This is a genomic window from Phyllobacterium sp. 22229, from assembly GCF_052056495.1.
In the GTDB taxonomy this organism is placed as follows: Bacteria; Pseudomonadota; Alphaproteobacteria; order Rhizobiales; family Rhizobiaceae; genus Phyllobacterium; species Phyllobacterium myrsinacearum.
On record NZ_JBQEPA010000021.1, the window covers coordinates 36707 to 55042 of the forward strand.

Annotated in this window: 21 protein-coding genes; 10 read left to right on the plus strand and 11 right to left on the minus strand. The window is 60.4% G+C overall.

What is annotated here, in order from left to right:
- Positions 1-6: 6 nt before the first annotated feature.
- On the minus strand, positions 7-906 hold the full coding sequence (gene folD, locus ACTJJ7_RS22090; RefSeq protein ID WP_440968831.1) for a bifunctional methylenetetrahydrofolate dehydrogenase/methenyltetrahydrofolate cyclohydrolase FolD: 900 nt from the start codon (positions 904-906) through the stop codon (positions 7-9).
- 211 nt (positions 907-1117) lie between these two features.
- Here folD and ACTJJ7_RS22095 point away from each other — a divergent pair, with 211 nt between their 5' ends.
- The gene (locus ACTJJ7_RS22095) at positions 1118-2371 is read left to right on the plus strand and encodes a sarcosine oxidase subunit beta family protein (protein WP_105736383.1); all 1254 of its coding nucleotides are present in this window, start codon (positions 1118-1120) and stop codon (positions 2369-2371) included.
- A 9-nt stretch (positions 2372-2380) separates the two neighbouring features.
- Here ACTJJ7_RS22095 and ACTJJ7_RS22100 read toward each other — a convergent pair whose 3' ends face one another.
- Positions 2381-4501 (minus strand): GumC family protein, encoded by a 2121-nt coding sequence (locus ACTJJ7_RS22100; RefSeq protein WP_440968832.1) that lies wholly within the window; start codon positions 4499-4501, stop codon positions 2381-2383.
- 253 nt (positions 4502-4754) lie between these two features.
- Between ACTJJ7_RS22100 and proC the strand changes: the two genes are divergently transcribed.
- The 4 genes from proC to ACTJJ7_RS22120 are packed head-to-tail and all read left to right on the plus strand — an operon-like array spanning position 4755 to position 7106.
- A complete protein-coding gene (proC, locus tag ACTJJ7_RS22105; RefSeq protein ID WP_440968833.1) occupies positions 4755-5570 on the plus strand; it encodes a pyrroline-5-carboxylate reductase in 816 nt (271 codons plus the stop codon).
- Positions 5571-5607: 37 nt separating this feature from the next.
- The gene (locus ACTJJ7_RS22110) at positions 5608-6441 is read left to right on the plus strand and encodes an urease accessory protein UreD (RefSeq protein ID WP_440968834.1); all 834 of its coding nucleotides are present in this window, start codon (positions 5608-5610) and stop codon (positions 6439-6441) included.
- A gap of 48 nt (positions 6442-6489) precedes the next feature.
- Entirely contained in the window at positions 6490-6792 is a 303-nt protein-coding gene (locus ACTJJ7_RS22115) for an urease subunit gamma (RefSeq protein WP_105736392.1), read from the plus strand.
- A gap of 8 nt (positions 6793-6800) precedes the next feature.
- A complete protein-coding gene (locus ACTJJ7_RS22120; protein WP_105736395.1) occupies positions 6801-7106 on the plus strand; it encodes an urease subunit beta in 306 nt (101 codons plus the stop codon).
- A 32-nt stretch (positions 7107-7138) separates the two neighbouring features.
- Here ACTJJ7_RS22120 and ACTJJ7_RS22125 read toward each other — a convergent pair whose 3' ends face one another.
- Positions 7139-7507 carry a hypothetical protein gene (locus tag ACTJJ7_RS22125; RefSeq protein WP_105736397.1) on the minus strand — a complete coding sequence of 123 codons (369 nt, stop codon included), beginning with the start codon at positions 7505-7507 and terminating at the stop codon, positions 7139-7141.
- Positions 7508-7694: 187 nt separating this feature from the next.
- Between ACTJJ7_RS22125 and ureC the strand changes: the two genes are divergently transcribed.
- The 4 genes from ureC to ureG are packed head-to-tail and all read left to right on the plus strand — an operon-like array spanning position 7695 to position 11198.
- Positions 7695-9407 carry an urease subunit alpha gene (gene ureC / locus ACTJJ7_RS22130; protein WP_440968835.1) on the plus strand — a complete coding sequence of 571 codons (1713 nt, stop codon included), beginning with the start codon at positions 7695-7697 and terminating at the stop codon, positions 9405-9407.
- A 12-nt stretch (positions 9408-9419) separates the two neighbouring features.
- On the plus strand, positions 9420-9923 hold the full coding sequence (gene ureE / locus ACTJJ7_RS22135; protein ID WP_440968836.1) for an urease accessory protein UreE: 504 nt from the start codon (positions 9420-9422) through the stop codon (positions 9921-9923).
- On the plus strand, positions 9916-10584 hold the full coding sequence (locus ACTJJ7_RS22140; RefSeq protein WP_440968869.1) for an urease accessory protein UreF: 669 nt from the start codon (positions 9916-9918) through the stop codon (positions 10582-10584). The genes ureE and ACTJJ7_RS22140 overlap by 8 nt, the downstream gene beginning before the upstream one ends.
- Complete coding sequence (gene ureG, locus ACTJJ7_RS22145) at positions 10581-11198, plus strand: urease accessory protein UreG (protein WP_440968837.1); 618 nt, start codon at positions 10581-10583, stop codon at positions 11196-11198. Before ACTJJ7_RS22140 ends, ureG begins: the two co-directional genes overlap by 4 nt.
- On the opposite strand, the gene ACTJJ7_RS22150 is transcribed toward ureG, so the two are convergent.
- The 7 genes from ACTJJ7_RS22150 to ACTJJ7_RS22180 all read right to left on the minus strand — a co-directional run bounded on the left by ACTJJ7_RS22150 (position 11195) and on the right by ACTJJ7_RS22180 (position 17092).
- Positions 11195-12214, minus strand: a complete 1020-nt coding sequence (locus ACTJJ7_RS22150; RefSeq protein WP_440968838.1) for an LLM class flavin-dependent oxidoreductase — start codon at positions 12212-12214, stop codon at positions 11195-11197. The genes ureG and ACTJJ7_RS22150 overlap by 4 nt on opposite strands.
- Before the next feature lie 121 nt (positions 12215-12335).
- Entirely contained in the window at positions 12336-12581 is a 246-nt protein-coding gene (locus ACTJJ7_RS22155; RefSeq protein ID WP_440968839.1) for a hypothetical protein, read from the minus strand.
- A gap of 304 nt (positions 12582-12885) precedes the next feature.
- On the minus strand, positions 12886-13161 hold the full coding sequence (locus tag ACTJJ7_RS22160) for a hypothetical protein (protein WP_440968840.1): 276 nt from the start codon (positions 13159-13161) through the stop codon (positions 12886-12888).
- A gap of 537 nt (positions 13162-13698) precedes the next feature.
- Positions 13699-13929 carry a hypothetical protein gene (locus ACTJJ7_RS22165; RefSeq protein WP_130502067.1) on the minus strand — a complete coding sequence of 77 codons (231 nt, stop codon included), beginning with the start codon at positions 13927-13929 and terminating at the stop codon, positions 13699-13701.
- A gap of 135 nt (positions 13930-14064) precedes the next feature.
- Positions 14065-15327, minus strand: a complete 1263-nt coding sequence (locus ACTJJ7_RS22170; protein WP_440968841.1) for a glycerate kinase type-2 family protein — start codon at positions 15325-15327, stop codon at positions 14065-14067.
- Entirely contained in the window at positions 15327-15638 is a 312-nt protein-coding gene (locus tag ACTJJ7_RS22175) for a Dabb family protein (RefSeq protein ID WP_440968842.1), read from the minus strand. The genes ACTJJ7_RS22170 and ACTJJ7_RS22175 overlap by 1 nt, the downstream gene beginning before the upstream one ends.
- Positions 15639-15790: 152 nt before the next feature.
- The gene (locus ACTJJ7_RS22180) at positions 15791-17092 is read right to left on the minus strand and encodes an amidase (RefSeq protein ID WP_440968843.1); all 1302 of its coding nucleotides are present in this window, start codon (positions 17090-17092) and stop codon (positions 15791-15793) included.
- Positions 17093-17277: 185 nt separating this feature from the next.
- Between ACTJJ7_RS22180 and ACTJJ7_RS22185 the strand changes: the two genes are divergently transcribed.
- The gene (locus ACTJJ7_RS22185; RefSeq protein ID WP_105736416.1) at positions 17278-17421 is read left to right on the plus strand and encodes a DUF1127 domain-containing protein; all 144 of its coding nucleotides are present in this window, start codon (positions 17278-17280) and stop codon (positions 17419-17421) included.
- A gap of 57 nt (positions 17422-17478) precedes the next feature.
- On the opposite strand, the gene ACTJJ7_RS22190 is transcribed toward ACTJJ7_RS22185, so the two are convergent.
- The gene (locus tag ACTJJ7_RS22190; RefSeq protein WP_440968844.1) at positions 17479-18291 is read right to left on the minus strand and encodes a MipA/OmpV family protein; all 813 of its coding nucleotides are present in this window, start codon (positions 18289-18291) and stop codon (positions 17479-17481) included.
- Positions 18292-18336: the final 45 nt, after the last annotated feature.

The window sequence follows — 18336 nt, forward strand, 5'->3', positions numbered from 1 at the left end:
AATGAATTAGAAGCGGGGCGGTGTTTTTCCGGCGCTGCGGTGGGCGGCAACCAGCGTGTTGGCCATCAGCATGGCAATCGTCATCGGCCCTACACCACCGGGAACCGGCGTCAGCGCACCGGCGACACCTGCCACGTCGGCAAAATCGACATCGCCGACAAGACGCGTCTTGCCTTCACCCCGCTCGGGAGCCGGGATGCGGTTGATGCCGACATCGATGACGGTCGCGCCGGGCTTCACCCAATCGGCCTTGATCATCTGCGGGCGGCCGACGGCAGCAACGAGAATATCGGCATTGCGGCAAAGGCCCGGAAGGTCCTTCGTCTTGCTGTGGGCAATCGTGACCGTGGCATTGTGTGCGAGCAGCAGATTGAACATCGGTTTGCCGACGATGTTCGAGCGGCCGACAACCACCGCATTGAGGCCCGAGAGATCGCGGCCGAGAATGCGGTCGATCAGCAGCATCGAGCCCTCGGGCGTGCAGGGAACGAATGCGGTTTCAAGCTCGCCGGTCCCCAGCTTGCCGACATTGATGAAGTGGAAGCCATCGACATCCTTGTCGGGTGAAATGGTCTGGATGATGCGGCCGGAATCGATGTGCTTGGGCAAGGGCAGCTGCACGAGAATACCGTGGATGGCCGGATCGGCATTGAGCGTTTCAACCAGCTTGACCAGTTCATCTTCGCTCGTCTGTTCCGGCAGGGTGTGCTGCACGGAATGGAAGCCGCATTCCCTAGCCTTGCGTCCCTTCGAGGCGACATAGACCTGGCTGGCCGGGTCCTCGCCAACGATCACCACGGCAATGCCCGGCGTGATGCCAGTGACCTCAATCAGCTCGGCGGCGGACGCCTTGACCTTTGAAACCACGTCTTCGGCAATCTGCTTGCCATCAATCGTCACTGCCATGTGCTGCTCCTGGGCATCGCGCTTCGGGAATGGACGTCATTCTGAGGATTCTGAGGCAATACAATACCGCCAGAACGGCGTTCACTGACGCAATAACGAAAGCGGTCCATAAGGGCAATGCGATGATGTGACCCAAGGATGGTTCTGGGGCTTGCGAATACGCCAAAACCACGCATGATCACACTGTTCCGCCCGCAAACTGGATTCGTCGATGCGCTATTCCGCTTTCTCCCTTCTCAAGAACGCCCTCAACGGCAACAAGGACTGGAAGCCCGCGTGGCGCAAGCCCGATCCGAAACCGGCCTATGATGTCGTGATCATCGGTGGCGGACACGGGCTGGCGACCGCCTATTATCTCGCCAAGGAACACGGCATCCGCAACATCGCCGTGGTGGAAAAAGGGTGGCTCGGTTCCGGCAATATCGGCCGCAACACGACGGCGGTGCGCTCCAACTATCTCCTGACGGAAAACCAGCACTTCTACGAGGCATCGATGAAGCTCTGGGAGACCATGTCGCACGACCTCAATTACAATGTGATGTTCTCGCAGCGCGGCGTGGTCAATCTCGCGCACAATCTCCCGCAACTCGATGTCTATGTCAGGCGCGGCAACCAGATGCGGCTCAACGGCATCGATTGCGAACTGCTCAATCCGAAACAGCTGGAGAAACTCATTCCCGGCCTCGACACCAGCGCATCGGCACGGTTTCCGATCATTGGCGGCCTGATGCAGCGCAGCGCTGGCACGGCACGCCACGATGCCGTGGTCTGGGCCTATGCCCGCGCGGCCGACCAGCTCGGCGTCGATATCATCGAGAATTGCGAAGTCACGGGCTTCATCAAGGACGGCGACAAGGTGACGGGCGTCATGACCACCCGCGGTCCGATCAACGCGAAAAAGACCGCTTGCGCCGTGGCCGGACATACCAGCGAGTTGATGCGCCGGGCCGGTGTCGACCGGCTGCCGCTGGAATCGCATGTCCTGCAGGCCTTCGTTTCGGAAGCGCTCAAGCCCGTGGTTGATACGGTCGCGACCTTTGGCGGCGGCCATCTCTATTTCAGTCAGTCGGACAAGGGCGGGCTGGTTTTCGGCGGCGATATCGACGGCTACAATTCCTATGCGCAGCGCGGCAACCTGCCGGTGGTGGAAGATGTGATGAGCGAGTTCGTCGCCCTCATGCCAGCGCTGGCCCGCGTCAAGCTGCTGCGCTCCTGGGGCGGGATCATGGACATGTCGATGGATGGCTCCCCCATCATCACCACCGGACCGCTGCCGGGCATGTATCTGAACACCGGCTGGTGTTACGGCGGCTTCAAGGCAACGCCGATCTCCGGCAAATGCTTCGCCTGGACCATCGCCAAGGACGAGCCGCATCCGCTGTCGGCGCCGTTTACGCTCGACCGGTTCTATCGCGGCTATGTCATCGACGATAAAGGCATGGGACCGACACCGCGCCTGCACTGAAGCCCGGCTTCAGTCTTCGCCGGCACGCTGCCGGAGCACATCGCGGATCTCGGCAATATCCGCGAGCATGTCCTCGATATTGGAATTGTCATGATGGCGCGGGGCGTGATGCATGTCGGCATAGTCATAGAGAAACTGCGCAACCGCGACCTGATCCTCGGCCCACGCCGCATCGTCATCGGCCATTACAGCCGCATCGGAAGTGGAACTGCGCGTCTGGGCCTGTTTTATCGCCGCGCCCAGGCGTGATTCTGCGGTTGCCGTGAGCGGGCTGGCAGCAACCTGTTCGGTCCGTTTTCCGCCCGACGGCGGATCAAACGGGCCGTCGTTTCCGGCACCGGCTGGTGCGCGCTCATGCCTGTTGCGGGCAGCGCTGGTCATACCGCGCAGCATTGCGACAGCCAGTCCGGCAAGCAGGCCAGCCAGCAGGCCACCCATTACCGGAACACTGCGTGACGGCCCTGTAGGCTCCGAGGATGGTTGCGCCGGCGAAATGACCCGGATGCTGGTGGCGCTCATATCGGCGCTTTGCGCGCTTGCCTGGCCGCGCTGCGCATAGGCGTCATAGGCCGCGCGCTTTGTTGCGGCATCCTGCTCCAACGTCCGCAGCCGGGTCATATCCCCGCCTGTTCCGGCCGTGCGCGATTTGATCTGTGCAAGCTGATTTGCCAGGTCCTGTTCGCGCTGCACCGAACGCTTCAGCTCCGTCTGCACCGAGGCGGCCATGCGGCTCAATTCGCTGCGCACTTCCTTGCGGATGCCGTCGACTTCCGACCGCGCCTGAATCAGCTGCGGATGCCGCGGCCCAAGCTTGATCGCCAGCGTATCCGCCTGTTGCTTGAGAGCAACATATTGTGCACGCAGCGCGGCAATCGCGTCGGACTGCAATGCGTCCGGCACCGCATTGCCGAGAACACTGTCCACCGATGCGCCTTGGATGGCGGTGGCCTGCGCGTTGAGCTTTATCGTCTGATCCCGCGCCGCAGCGAGCGCGTCGCCCGCCCTTCCAACATCATCAGCCGGTGCGCCCGGCGCACCGGCGAGATTGTTGTCGATCCGGAATTTCTGCGCTGCGTTCTCGGCCTCCTCCGCAGCACTGCGCAGCTCGTTCAGCCGGCCGGCAAGCGGACCCGTTGTTCCAGCGTCAGGTGACGGATTGCGCTGCTCCTCGATGAAGACGTCGGACAGAGTGTTGGCCAGGCGCGCGGATTTCTGCGGATCGCTGGATTTGACGGTGATATCGAAGACAAAATTCTGCGCGCTCCGCTCCACGGTGAGATTGTCCGAGAGATTGCGCACCAGCAGCGCTTCGCGCGATGCCGTGTCCGGCGTGCTATCGGTCGAGAAAAGCTCACCCATGGCTGCGAGCCAGCCCTTGTCCTTCAGATTGCCATTGAACTCGGGATCTTTGGCAAGACCCGTCCGGTCGATCACCTGGGAAAGCAGGCGGTTGGAACGGATGGCACGCAACTGGCTCTCGGCAATGGCCAGGGATGCCTCGGCTGGCAGCTGACCGGCCGTAGGCGCTGTCCCGCTCAACGTGATGTTGCTCGGATCGACCAGCAGTTCGGCCGTTGACTGGTAGAGCTTCGGCAGTGTCATCGCATAGCCGGCACCGAGCAACGTGCCGATCAGGGTCGTCGCGATGATCAGCTTTTTGGAACTGACGACATGATCGCGGATGCCAACCGGCTCGATGAAACGTTTCATCGCGCCATGATTGTCAGCAACAGGCTCGACAGGGCTTGCCGCCGGGGCAACGGGTGTCTCGGCCGCAACCGGCGGTGAAAGCGGCGCAGCGGACGGGTTGTCGTCGATCCGGCGGTTGAGTTCTGCCTTGATGGCCGCCATGTCGGCGCGCATGCGATCGATGGCGATCTGCTCGGCCTCTTCATCCGTCAGGGCATCGCCGTGTTCCGCCTGAGGCAGCGGCGTGATTTCGCTGCTGGCCGCCAGGCGCAGCGCCCGCATCCGCTGATAGTGCTCCAGATCGTCTTCGCGGCGCGGTGCTTGCGGAGGTGCTGCAGGCGCAGCGCGTGCGGGCGCATCACCCGCCGCTTCCGGCTGGCTGGCAAACGAGAGCAGCGAGCGTCGTGGCCGCTTGTCTATCCCGTTGTCCCGATCACCCATTCCTGTCCGCACTCCATAAGAACCGTTCAATACCTTACCCCCGAAGCATGGCTTACGGTTAACCCAACCTAAAGTTCTATGGGAAATAAATCGTTAATCATTGGTGAAACACATGGGAATTTATCCGGAGTGCCCGGCGGTACAGCGGTCTTTCCCATTATTTCGACGATCGGCGCCCGGCCGTGTGGTTGACCAGTTGACCCGGCGCTTTGGACCGGATCAAAATGCGGCCATATGATTTGGGAGAAGACAGATGGTTGACAGCGTGGTTCTGGTTGGTTGCGGCAATATGGGTTTCGCCATGCTCAAGGGCTGGCTGGATGCCGGCATATTGCAGCCGGGACAGGTCCATGTTGTCGAACCGACCGATGCCCTGCGGGAGCGGGCTGCAACACTCGGGGTCAATGCCGTCGCGGGCGCCGCGCAGCTTGCCGCCGGTCTTCAGCCGCGTGTGATCCTTGTTGCGGTCAAGCCGCAGGTGATGGGCGACGTCCTGCCCGCCTACAGGCGCTTTGCCGAACACGCGACATTTGTCAGCGTGGCCGCTGGTATTACCGTGAACTTTTTCGAGAAGCATCTCGGCGATAAGACCGCGATCATACGCACCATCCCCAATACTCCAGCGGCCATCGGCAAGGGCATGATCGTCACGTTTCGCAACCCCCATGTGGGTGATGGTGATGCCGCCTTTGTCGATAGGCTGCTGAAAACCAGCGGCGCCGTGGCCTCCGTCGACGATGAAAGCCTGATCGACGCCGTGACGGCCGTATCGGGTTCCGGGCCTGCCTATGTCTTCCATTTCATCGAAGGCCTGACCGAGGCCGGGATCGCCGCCGGGCTGACGCGGGATATCGCAGGCCTTCTCGCCATGCAGACCGTCTATGGCGCCGGTGCGCTGGCCGCAGCCAGTGCCGATACCCCGACGACGCTGCGCGAACAGGTGACCAGCCCCAACGGTACCACCGCTGCGGCTCTGAAGGTGCTGATGGGCGGGGACCGGCTGAAGAACCTCCTGACCGAGGCCGTGCATGCGGCGCACCAGCGCGCCATCGAACTTGGGAAAGTTTGAGCTTTCCCGCCCCGGCAGGCTGCGCTAGCCTTGCGGAATGAACGTTCACCCGTCCCTTGACCTGATACCGGCAGCGAGGCCGCAGCGTGCCTATGGGCATGCCCGGCTGGCGGTGAAACCCGTCAACGGGCGCACGCGCATTGCGACGCTCTATCAGGAAGGCTGTGCGAAAATCCGGCTGCCAGACCGGGACGATGCGGTGCTGGAAGCCGTGATGATCAATACATCCGGCGGCCTCACCGGCGGCGACGTCATGCGCTGGCAGTTCGATGCGGGCAATGACTGCCACGCGCAGATTACCACGCAGGCCTGCGAGCGCATCTACAAAGCCTCCTCTTCTGTCGCCGAGGTGGAGACCGTGCTTTCGGTTGGCGAGAATGCCAGTCTCGCCTGGCTGCCGCAGGAGACGATCCTGTTTGAGCGCTCCGCCCTGAAACGAACGCTGACGGCACGGCTGGCCGGAACGGGCCGCGCCCTGATCGTCGAGCCGGTGGTGTTCGGCCGCAAGGCCATGGGCGAGGACGTCCAGACCTGCACGTTCCGTGACCGCTGGCGCATCTACCGGCAGGACAGGCTGGTTCACGCCGAAGACTTTGCGATTGGTCCCGACACGGCTGCCATGCTTGCCCGGCCTGCCCTGCTCGGCGGCATGCGGACAATGGCCACCATCCTGCTGCTCGACCATGATGCGGAGCGGCATCTGGAGCCGGCGCGAAAAATAATCGGTGAAAAAGGCGGGGCGTCTGCCTGGTCTGGCAAGCTTCTTGCGAGGCTGGTGGATGAGGATGCCTATTCCCTGCGGAAACGGCTGATACCGCTGATCGACCTGCTGAATCAAAAGGCAGGCGTGCCTAAAGTCTGGTCAATCTAGACCGGGATCGCGGCACGCGGAACAAACAGGGCTGGCCAAGAGGACAAAATGAACCTGACACTCCGTGAAAAAGACAAGCTCCTGATCGCCATGGCGGCAATGGTCGCCCGCCGCCGCCTCGAACGCGGCGTCAAGCTCAATCATCCGGAAGCCATTGCACTCATTACGGATTTTGTCGTGGAAGGCGCGCGTGACGGCCGCTCGGTCGCCGAACTCATGGAAGCCGGAGCCCATGTCATCACCCGCGCTCAGGTGATGGAAGGCATCCCGGAGATGATCCATGACATCCAGGTGGAAGCCACGTTCCCCGACGGCACCAAGCTCGTCACCGTTCACGAACCGATCCGTTAGGAGATGCCATGATCCCGGGTGAAATCATTCCTTGCGCAGGCGAGATCGAACTGAACGCAGGCGCGGCCACCGTGACGCTGAAAGTGGCGAACACGGGCGACCGGCCGGTACAGGTCGGTTCGCATTATCATTTCTTCGAAACCAACAATGCGCTGATATTCGACCGTGCTCAGGCGCGCGGCATGCGGCTGGACATCGCCGCGGGAACCGCGGTGCGGTTTGAGCCGGGCCAAGAGCGCGACGTGACACTTGTGCCGCTGGGCGGAAGCCGGACGGTCTACGGGTTTCAGCAAAAGATCATGGGAAAGCTTTGACCAACCAGCTTCCCCAATGTTCTGCCGCGCGGTCAGCCCGGCTTTTTGGTGACAAGGGTCAAAAGGCCCTTGGAATCGAGGCTTGCGACAACCACCGCCGCCGAGGTCAGGCCCTTTTCCTTCAAGGCGGCGGAGACCTGCGGCGAGGCATCAATCGAGGTGCGCAGCTGCTGCATGTCCTTGTCCGAGCGCTTGGCCACGGCATCGTTGACCTGGGTTTTCGTCCCCTCCGGCAGTTCATTGATATCGACAATATTGATCGTCGTGATCGGCACCGTTCCGGACTGCGCCGGGGCCTTGCTGGCCGGTTGCTGCGCGGCTGGTGCCGCAGTCTGCGCGTAGGCGGCGGATGTGGCGAGCGGGAAGGCGGCACACATGGCCAGGATCATCATTTTTCGCATCGTCTTTCCTTTCACGTGATTGGCGAACGATCATCGTTTGATGACGGGCGCAGTTCACATGCGGAATTCGATCTCAAGCGGTCAGTTATCGGGTCATTCCGGGGCGATATCGTGGCCAAAATGTGGCCCGCATCTCCCGCAGCCGCGCGCGTACCGTGCCAGACCTACAGCCCAGGAGAGAACCATCATGCCCGCTAGAATCTCCCGCTCCGCCTATGCCCGCATGTTCGGTCCGACAACCGGCGACAGGGTGCGGCTTGCCGACACGGAACTGTTCATCGAAGTGGAAAAGGATTTCACCATCTATGGCGAAGAGGTGAAGTTCGGCGGCGGCAAGGTCATCCGCGACGGCATGGGACAGAGCCAGGTTGCCCGGGCTGACGGCGCCGTCGATACGGTCATCACCAATGCGCTGATCGTCGACCATACGGGCATCTACAAGGCGGATGTCGGGCTCAAGGACGGGTTGATTGCCGCCATCGGCAAGGCCGGCAATCCCGACACACAGCCGGGCGTGACCATCATTATCGGGCCGGGCACGGAAATCATCGCCGGGGAAGGCAAGATACTGACGGCCGGCGGCATGGATGCGCATATCCACTTCATCTGCCCGCAGCAGATCGATGAGGCGCTGATGTCCGGCGTCACCACCATGTTCGGCGGCGGCACCGGCCCGGCGCATGGCACGCTGGCGACCACCTGCACGCCCGGCCCATGGCATCTGGCGCGGATGATCCAGGCCTTTGACTCCATTCCGATGAACCTCGGACTATCGGGCAAGGGCAATGCTTCGCAGCCGAAAGCGCTGGAGGAGATGATCCTCGGCGGTGCCTGCTCGCTGAAACTGCATGAGGATTGGGGCACCACGCCAGCCGCCATCGACAATTGCCTCACCGTTGCCGACCGGTTCGACATTCAGGTGATGATCCATACGGACACGCTCAACGAGAGCGGGTTTGTCGAGGATACGGTTGCAGCCTTCAAGGGGCGCACGATCCATGCCTTTCATACGGAAGGTGCGGGCGGCGGGCATGCGCCCGATATCATCAAGATATGCGGCCTGCCCAATGTCATTCCCTCGTCGACGAATCCGACCCGGCCCTACACGAAGAACACCATTGCCGAACATCTCGACATGCTGATGGTCTGCCATCACCTGTCATCGTCGATTCCCGAAGACGTGGCATTCGCCGAAAGCCGTATCCGCAAGGAAACCATTGCTGCGGAAGATATCCTGCACGATATCGGTGCCTTCTCGATCATCTCGTCGGACAGCCAGGCCATGGGCCGCGTCGGCGAAGTTCTGATCCGTACCTGGCAGACCGCCGACAAGATGAAGCGCCAGCGCGGCAGCCTGCCGCAGGAAACCGGTGACAACGATAATTTCCGCGTGAAACGTTATATTGCCAAATATACGATCAATCCGGCGATTGCGCAGGGCGTGTCCCGGCATATCGGCTCGATCGAAACGGGCAAACGCGCCGACCTCGTCCTGTGGAACCCGGCCTTCTTCGGTGTCAAACCCGACATGGTGCTGCTGGGCGGCTCCATCGCCGCCGCACCGATGGGCGACCCCAACGCATCCATTCCAACACCGCAGCCCGTACATTACCGCCCCATGTTCGGCACCTTCGGCAAGAATGTCTCCAATTCCTCTGTTGTCTTTGTCAGCAAGGCATCGATTGAGGCTGGCCTGCGCCAGTCGCTTGGCACGGACAAGCACCTGATCGGTGTCGAGAACACCCGCGGCGGTATTTCAAAGGCATCGATGATCCACAATGACGCCACGCCGCACGTGGAAGTTGACCCTGAAACCTATGAAGTGCGCGCCGACGGCGAACTTCTGACATGCGAACCGGCGACGGTGCTGCCCATGGCGCAGCGCTACTTCCTGTTCTGAGGAGAATGCATCATGAAACGCGTCACAGGCCATGCGCATGCCGGTCACTACACAGGCACGCCCTTCGACCATATCGTCCTGGCGCATGACGAGAGGCATCTGCGCCGCAAGGTCCTGACACTGCAACGGGGTGAGCAGATCCTGATCGACCTGCCCGATCCCATCGCCTTCACCCACGGCGACGTGCTTGTCCTCGAAGATGGAAGGATGGCGGAGATTATCGCCGCCGAGGAAACCCTCTACGCGGTAATGCCGCGCGACCGGCAACATCTTACCGAACTGGCCTGGCATCTGGGCAACCGCCATCTGCCGGCCCAACTGGAAGAAGACCGTATCGTTATCTTGCGCGACCACGTCATCAAGGCCATGCTCGAAGGTCTGGGAGCGCGGGTCACCGAGATCGTTGCACCATTCCATCCGCTGCGCGGTGCCTATCACAGCGGTCATGGCCACGATCACCACGATCATGGACATCAGCATCATGATCACGGGCATCACCATCATTCCCATGACTGAGTTCACCGCGAACACCGCGCTGCTGCGGCTCATGACCTGGCTGTCCCCGGCCTTTCCCGTCGGGGCCTTTTCCTACAGCCATGGCATTGAACGGGCGATCCACGACGGACTGATCCGCGACAAGGATACGCTGCATTTCTGGCTGACCGATCTTTTGCAGCATGGCTCGATCTGGAATGACGCCGTCCTGTTTGCCGCCAGCTGGCATGAGGCGCAGGCGGGCGGGGATTGCCAGCCCATTGCTGCCCTTGGCGAAGCCATGGCCGGATCGAGGGAACGGCACATGGAAACCATGCTGCAAGGCAGCGCTTTCCTGCAGGCCATCGCGCACTGGAGCGGAGATCAACCGGGCGCAACCGAAGAGATGCCCTACCCCGTTGCGGTTGCCATTGCCGCTGCCTGTAATGGCGTGGAGCTGCAGCCGGGGCTGGCGGCCTTTGTGCATGCGGTCATTTCCAACCTCATTCAGGGTGCCGTACGTCTCGTTCCCCTTGGCCAAAGCCATGGGGTCGCGCTGATGGCGGCACTGGAACAGCCGATCCTGGCGGTTGCGCAACGCGCCGCCGCCTCAAGCCTGGATGATTTGGGATCGGCAGCGATCCTGTCGGACATCATGGCGATGCAGCATGAAACACAATATTCGAGGGTTTTCCGGTCATGATCTCACAGAATGGACCGCTTCGCGTCGGGATTGGCGGCCCCGTCGGCTCCGGCAAGACCACGGTCACCGAAATGCTGTGCAAGGCGATGCGCGACCGCTACTCCGTCGCCGTCGTGACCAATGACATCTATACCAAGGAAGATGCGCTGATCCTCAGCCGTCTGCAGGCCCTGCCCGAGGACCGGATCATGGGCGTGGAAACCGGCGGTTGTCCGCACACGGCCATTCGCGAGGATGCCACCATCAATCTGCAGGCGATTGCCGAGATGAACAGGCGCCATCCGGACCTCGATATCGTCTTCATCGAATCCGGCGGCGACAATCTCGCCGCAACATTCTCGCCCGATCTCGCCGATCTGACGATCTACGTCATTTCAGTCTGCCAGGGTGAGAAAATACCGCGCAAGGGCGGCCCCGGCATCACCCGCTCCGACCTCCTGATCATCAACAAAAAGGATCTGGCGCCCTATGTCGGCGCCGATCTCGATATCATGGACGCCGACACGAAGCTGCAGCGCGGGGCCAAGCCCTATGTTTTCACCGATATGCTGCGGCGCAACGGGCTTGACGAGGTCATCGCGTTCATCGAGACCGCAGGGGGTCTGCGGCCTTAGCCGCTGGCCCGTGCAGGCTCGGCCTGCTGTCCTGCGATCATGACCTCGGCCAGAATTTCATAGGACCGGATCCGCGCCTTGTGATCGAATATATGACCTGTCGCCATGATTTCATCGGCGCCGGTGCGCTGGATGAACTCTTCGACACCGGCCTTGACGGTCGACGGGGAGCCGGCGACCGTGCAGGACAGCGACTGGCGCAAAATGGCGCGCGCGTGAAGGTCGAGCGTTTCCTCGTAGCCTTCGACAGGCGCAGGCAACGGCCCCGGCATACCGGTGCGCAGATTGACGAATGCCTGCTGCTGCGAGCTTTTCAACAGATTGGCTTCATCATCCGTTGCCGCGGCAAAGACGTTCAGCCCCAGCATGACATAGGGCTTTTCCAGATGTTCGGACGCTTGGAACCGCGCGCGATAAATCTCCACCGCCCGCTCCATTTCGGCCGGGGCAAAATGCGAGGCGAAGGCGTAGGGCAGCCCGAGGGCGGCCGCCAGCTGCGCGCCAAACAGGCTCGAACCCAAGATCCAGACCGGAACATCGAGGCCCGCGCCCGGCACGGCCTGGACCTTCTGGCCCGGTTCCGGTTCGCGGAAATAGCCCATCAGTTCCACCACATCCTGCGGGAAACCGTTGATATCCTGCTCAAGATTACGGCGCAGGGCATGGGCCGTTATCTGGTCCGTACCCGGCGCGCGGCCAACGCCCAGATCAATACGGCCGGGATGCAGCGCCGCGAGCGTGCCGAACGCCTCGGCCACCATCAGCGGCGCATGGTTTGGCAGCATGATGCCGCCAGCGCCGAGGCGGATGGTCGACGTGCCCGCCGCCACATGGGCGATGACGACGGCTGTCGCGGCGCTCGCAATGCCGCGCATGTTGTGATGTTCAGCCAGCCACAACCGGTTGTAGCCGAGGCGTTCGGCATGCTGGGCCAGATCCAGCGAATTGCGGAGGGATTGCCCTGGCGTGCTGCCAACGGGAACCGGCGAAAGGTCAAGGACGGAAAGTGGGGTCATTGCCTTCATATAGGCGAGCAATCACCGCGCACAATGCGCGGCAATCGATTCATGATTCACAAAATTTGAAGCCATGTTCAATGGAAGAAATGAATCCCCAAGCCTTGGATTGGACCCGCCTTCAGTTCTTCAGAACGCGCAGGCCGGCAGCCTCGGCACGCAATTCCATACCAACGAGAGCACGTGTTTCCTGGGACAATTGTTCATCGGACTCGCGGATGGCGGTTTCAATGAAATAGGCGATCATCTCAAAGCCTTCACTGTCGGCAATGGCACACAGTTTCGAGAGTTCTGTTTTCAATACTTTCAGCGTCTGAACTCTTTTGTCCATGCATCTCTCTCCAAGTCCCACCAGCGGCAATGCCATTTTTTCTTTTCACTGAAACATTCACACTATTGTAGATAAAAATCCATGTCGCAGACCGCACGATCAACAAACTCCGCAGTGCAATTGATGGATATTTTTCTCAGTAGTTAATTGTTCTTGCAGATTATATCGAAAGTTTTCACATGACATTATTCGCAAAACGCGCAACTTGAAAAGCCCACTATTGATCACAACTTTTGCCATCATTTTCTTATCTTGATTTAAATTTATATTAAATTTGAATTACTTACATTCAACACCATGAATGCACTCATGTATTTTTTCAAAACCTCAGGTTTGCCAGTCAGAGGCGGGAAATTTGCAGCTGCGGTTTTCCGCATATTTCTTTTGATCCCGATTTCACCGCCTTGTCGATCAGGCCGGAAGCAAGGTCTGAAACCACTTCGACGGCAATATCTTCCGGCAATCCGGTTTCGGCCATTCCGGCTTTCATCGCGGCAAAACTCGCTGCACTGTCGGTTCCGCAGATATAGGCCTTGGCTTCCAGCAATGCGGCCCGCTCAAACTTCTTGTTGTAGATCTCATTGGTCTCGGATGGCGCAGCGGCTTGCGCCTTCAAGCTGAAGGCTCCCGCCGGCTGGATCGATAATGCCGACGCTATCACGGCTGCCATAAGGACTGACGCAGATATTTTACGCATCTTCTCGGCCTCGATTACGGAGATCCGATGCTTTCATCATCGGCCCCTTTACGAAGCATTAACGAATCAGGATGCCCGAAAGTTCCGTTCTGGCGCTCAACTCGACGTGATGGCCAGTTGATAATTGAACGCTTCTTTGCTGCATTGCACCAGGCGCATTGCTGCTATGCAATATTATCTGTATTAAATCACACCAATGGAGTTATTGTTGGATCAGGAATTTTCGACAGCGTCACCTCCTCCCGGCCCTGTCGAAACGGTTGGCCTCTTCTCCTCCCAGAAGGCCTTCCAAAACCAACGAAACCCACCGCACCTCCTCCCGCGGTGGGTTTTGTTGTTTCAGGGCTCTCCCAACTCCCCCTTGTGCGACGCGTCAAACGAAAACACCGGCCAGAGTTTGATCTCTTCGGCCGGTGCTATGAAAGATATTCAAGTCTTTGACGCTGTATCCAGGCTCTACTGCACCGCGTTCTGGGCACCCGGTGTCTCGGGAACTTTTGAGGGAACGGCCTTCTGGGTCAGAGACTTGGGTGGTGGAACAAAATGCGTGTCCTTTGCCGGCGACAGGGCAGCAGCGGCCGCTTTTGGACTGGTGCTCGTGCCGGTGGTCGTTCCGGTACTCGTGCTTGTGCTGCAGGCCGCCAGAGCCATGAGGGACAAGACAGCCAAGGGTAATGCAATGCGCATTCGATATTCCTTTGTTTGCATGAAAGAGCCGCCCAAGCGACACTTAAGACAATCGCGCCCGCTTGACCACCCAATCATGCCGATTGCGCATCAAATAAAGCTCGGCCCCCATCCTTGAAAACCGCGAAGAGATTTCTAGCGAATAAGGATTGCCCTGAGGTCATTGACATTGGTGCCGGTCGGTCCCGGCACGAAGAGATCGCCGATGGCATGGAACGCCGACCAGGCATCATTGCCGTTGAGATAGGCCGATGCATCGAGCCCCTTCGCCAAAAGCCGGGCGATGCTGCCGCTGTCGGCAAAGGCGCCGGCATTGTCCTCCGAGCCGTCGATTCCGTCCGTGTCCGCCGCAAAGGCGCTGATGCCGTCATATCCGTCGATATCGAGCGCCAGGGACAACAGGAACTCGCTGTTGCGTCCGCCCTTGCCTTTTCCCCGCACGGTCACCGTGGTTTCACCGCCGGAAAGCAGGACGACCGGTTTGGCAAATGGCTGGTTTTTGGCCAGGACCTGCTTGGCCAGAGCCGCATGCACATGCGCCACCTCCCGCGCCTCGCCTTCAATGGCATCGGACAGGACGACAGCCTCCACGCCAAGCGAGCGGGCGGCAGCGGCCGATGCGTCCAGCGATACGGCCGCGGAGGCAATGACCCGGTGCTCATGCGCCGCAAACACCGCATCCGACGGCTTGGGCGCGTCGGCCGCAGCCGACTGCAGATGTTTCAGGGCTGCCGCCGGCAGGGCAAGATTGTAGCGTTCGACGATCCGCAGGGCATCCTCGCGGGTTATGGCGTCGGCAACTGTGGGGCCGGACGCGACAAAGGCAGGATTGTCGCCGGGTATATCGGACACGATCAATGAAAAGACGCGGGCGGGATAGGCGGCAGCGGCCAGCCTTCCGCCCTTGATCGTGGAGAGATGTTTGCGCACGGCATTCATTGCGGAAATCGGCGCTCCGGACGCGAGCAGCGCCCTGTTGACCGCGATCTCGTCATCGAGCGTCATGCCTTCCGGCGGCGACGGCAGCAAGGCCGACCCGCCACCGGAGATCAGCGCGACCACCAGATCATCACCGGTCAGGCCCGAAACGGTTTCGAGCAGGCGCTTTGAGGCAACAAGACCTGCCGCATCCGGCACCGGATGCGACGCTTCGATAATCTCGATGCGCTCGCAGGGAACGCCGAAGCCGTACCGGGTGACCACCAAGCCTTCCAGCGGGCCATCCCAGGCCTTTTCAAAGGCGCTCGCCATCTGTGCCGACCCCTTGCCCGCACCGATCACAATGGTCCGGCCCTTCGGCCTTTCCGGCAGATGCGCGGCAATGGTGCGCTGCGGATCGGCGGCTGCGACAGCCGCTTCAAACAACGTCTTGAAAAATTCCTTATCCTGCATGTGCATCACATATCCAGATCAAAGACAAAAACACCCTGAACACCGGCGGCAGCGGCCGCAACAATGCGCCCGCCGATAGCCCTGTGCCCGGCGTCGTCAAGGTAGGTGTCACGCGCTTGCGCATCGGCGAAATCGATGATGAACCCTTCGCCAAACCCTTTGTCCATACCGGTTTCCGGGCTGACATTGGCACCCGCATGAAAGGACAGGACGCCAGGCAGTTTTCCGCAAAGCGCAGCAAGATCGCTGTATATATCCTGGCGGGCGGCGGCGGCGACATCGTCGCGAAAACGAATAAAAACACAATGGCGTATCACGGGAGAGACTTTCACTGATGGTTAGCAGCCCGATTGCGCGGTAAAGCATCAAGGCCTGTCATTATCTCGGATCAATCGATGCGTATCCTGACGGGATTACTGAAAATTGCGAGCGCTATTTCCGCCTTCTGCGCAAAATCCTCGGGTTGGGCTCACGTCAACAATCGTTCAACGGACATGGCTATCGACAACAAGCGGCGGTCGGCGCCATGCCGGGCAAACAACATCAGCCCTCCCGGCAATGCAAGACCGGGCATTGGAATACTGATCGCGGTCAAATCAAACTGATTGGCAATCTGCGGATTGCGCAAAAGCAGGCCTTCGGTCCGTTTGTAGAATTCCTCGTTCCCGCTCACATCGGCAATCGGCGGCGCTGTCATCGGCACCGTCGGCAGAGCCAGGACATCATAGGCCGCGATATACTGGTCCATTTTCCGCACCAGCGCCTGCCGCTTTTGCATCACGTCGATATAGGCGGCTTCCGAAACGCCCAGACGGCGCAACAATGGCTTTTGCACGCGCTGGTCCACATCCAGCCCACTCTTGTCCAGCCAGTCCGCATGAACCCGGCTGCCTTCAATCCCGGCAATGGAGCCGACAGAGGTCGCTTCAGCCATGTCACCGATCAGATCATCGAGTGTGCATTCCACCAGGATCGCTCCGGCTTTTTTGCATAGGAGCAGGCTTTGCTCGAATGCCCCGGCGATAGAGGGTTCCAGTGCAGAGAGAACCGCCCCCTGCGGCAGGCCGATGCGCAGACCGCGCAAGGAGATGGGTTCAGTACGATCCGCTGCCTCGCCGGCCATGACAGCATCCGCCAAGGCACAGTCGGCGATGGAGCCCGCCAGCGGGCCAATGGAGTCAAGACTTGGCGACAGTGGAAAAGCACCCTGCAGGGGAATGCGCTTTGCGGTGGGCTTGAAACCGGCGACACCATTCAGCGCCGCGGGAATGCGGATGGACCCGCCCGTGTCCGATCCTATGGAAATCTCGCTCGTGCCATCGGCGATAGAAATGCCGGCGCCGGTTGACGATCCTCCGGCAATGCGGCTGCTGTCGCGGGCATTTCCGGCGACCGGATAGTGCGGATTGAGACCAACGGCGGTAAAGGCGAATTCGGTCATGATTGTTTTGCCGGCAATAACGGCGCCGGCACGGCGCAAACGTTCGACGATCACCGCATCCCTGGCAGCGGACGGCGCATTTTGGCGCATGCGGGAGCCGGCGAGCGTCGGTTCGCCCGCCACATCGAACAGATCCTTGATCGAAACGATCCTGCCATCCAGGCCGCCAAGACTGGCCCCCTCGCGCAGGCGCTGGTCCGAAGCATCCGCTTCCGCACGAGCCGTCGCCGCATAGAGCGCGACGAAAGCATGCCCGCCTCCGGCAGCGATGGCTGCAAGACTTTGCTCCAGTTTATCACGCACAGATCCGACCGGCTGAGACAAAGGCATCCTCCCCTCACACATGAACTGCATTGTCTATAACGCCGCCCGCTGAAAATTCAAAAGGGTTCGCATTGCCGGTTATGCTGCCATGCAGCATGCTCATTGCTGCCATGCAACATTAGCAATTTTCATGCGGCCCAACGCGCCGCACTATTTCCCCGGGAGGTTGATCAAAACAAGGGGAATACCAAATGAGCCTTCGCAACCACATCCAAAAATGGCGCCAGTATCGTCAGAACCTGCATGAACTGAGATTGTGCACCGATCGCAATCTCGCCGATCTGGGCATCGCCCGCTCGGATATCCGCCGCGTCGCGTGGCAGGCCTGCAACTGAGCCTTTCAACGCCCGCATGTATGTGGACTTAATCGAGCAGGCCGGCGACGGCCTGCTTCAGTGACCGACGCCGAATGAGTAATTCCAGGTCACGCCAATAGCCTTCTGATCCTTGGACCCGAGTTTCGGCACGATCGGGCTATCCTCCGCGTCACCCGCCAGCCGGTCATACCGGCCGAAGACCTGGACGCTCCACGCGTCGGAAAATGAATAGGTGGTGGCAGCAACGATCCCGTAGGACTTGACGCCGCCACCGGGGGTGTAAGCCTCGACCCGGTGATTGTTGTGGGATTCCTCTTCCGTCACGCCGAAGGTGTTGCGCATATAGGTGCTGTCGGCAAGCGACAGGCGCGGTCCGATGGAGAACAGGAATTTATCATAGCGCTGGAACACGTCAGCCGAGAGATCGGCCACGAGCCCCTCGGAGCTATTGAAGGCCTGCCTCACCTCGGCGCGCACGCGCAAGCGGTCCTGGATCGGCCAAAACTGTGCAAACACACCGCCATCCACCGTCCATGAAATATGGCGCAGGCCGACAAAGCCACTGTCATCGGAACGGGAGCGGCCGGAGCGGAAGCCGATGACAGGGCCGATTTCCAGCCCGCCGAGGGTCAGAAGCGTGTAATCGATATTGTCATCGGGCGCACTCATGCCCTCGGGTTCATCGCCGCGCCGAATATCGAAGGACGGCATGAAACCGAAGCCTTTGGAGCGCGCACCTTCAAACTTACTGCCATATTCGACGCTGGCGCCCACCGTCACGATCCAGCGCGCCGGATTGACGGGTTTGCCGTCACTGGCAATCGGGTCGGAATCTGCTGCAAATGCATAGCTGGCAGACGCGGTCACAAGACCAGCGTACGCCAGCACGGCGGCAAATTGCCTTATACAGCGATAGATCATCTCAAGCGGTTG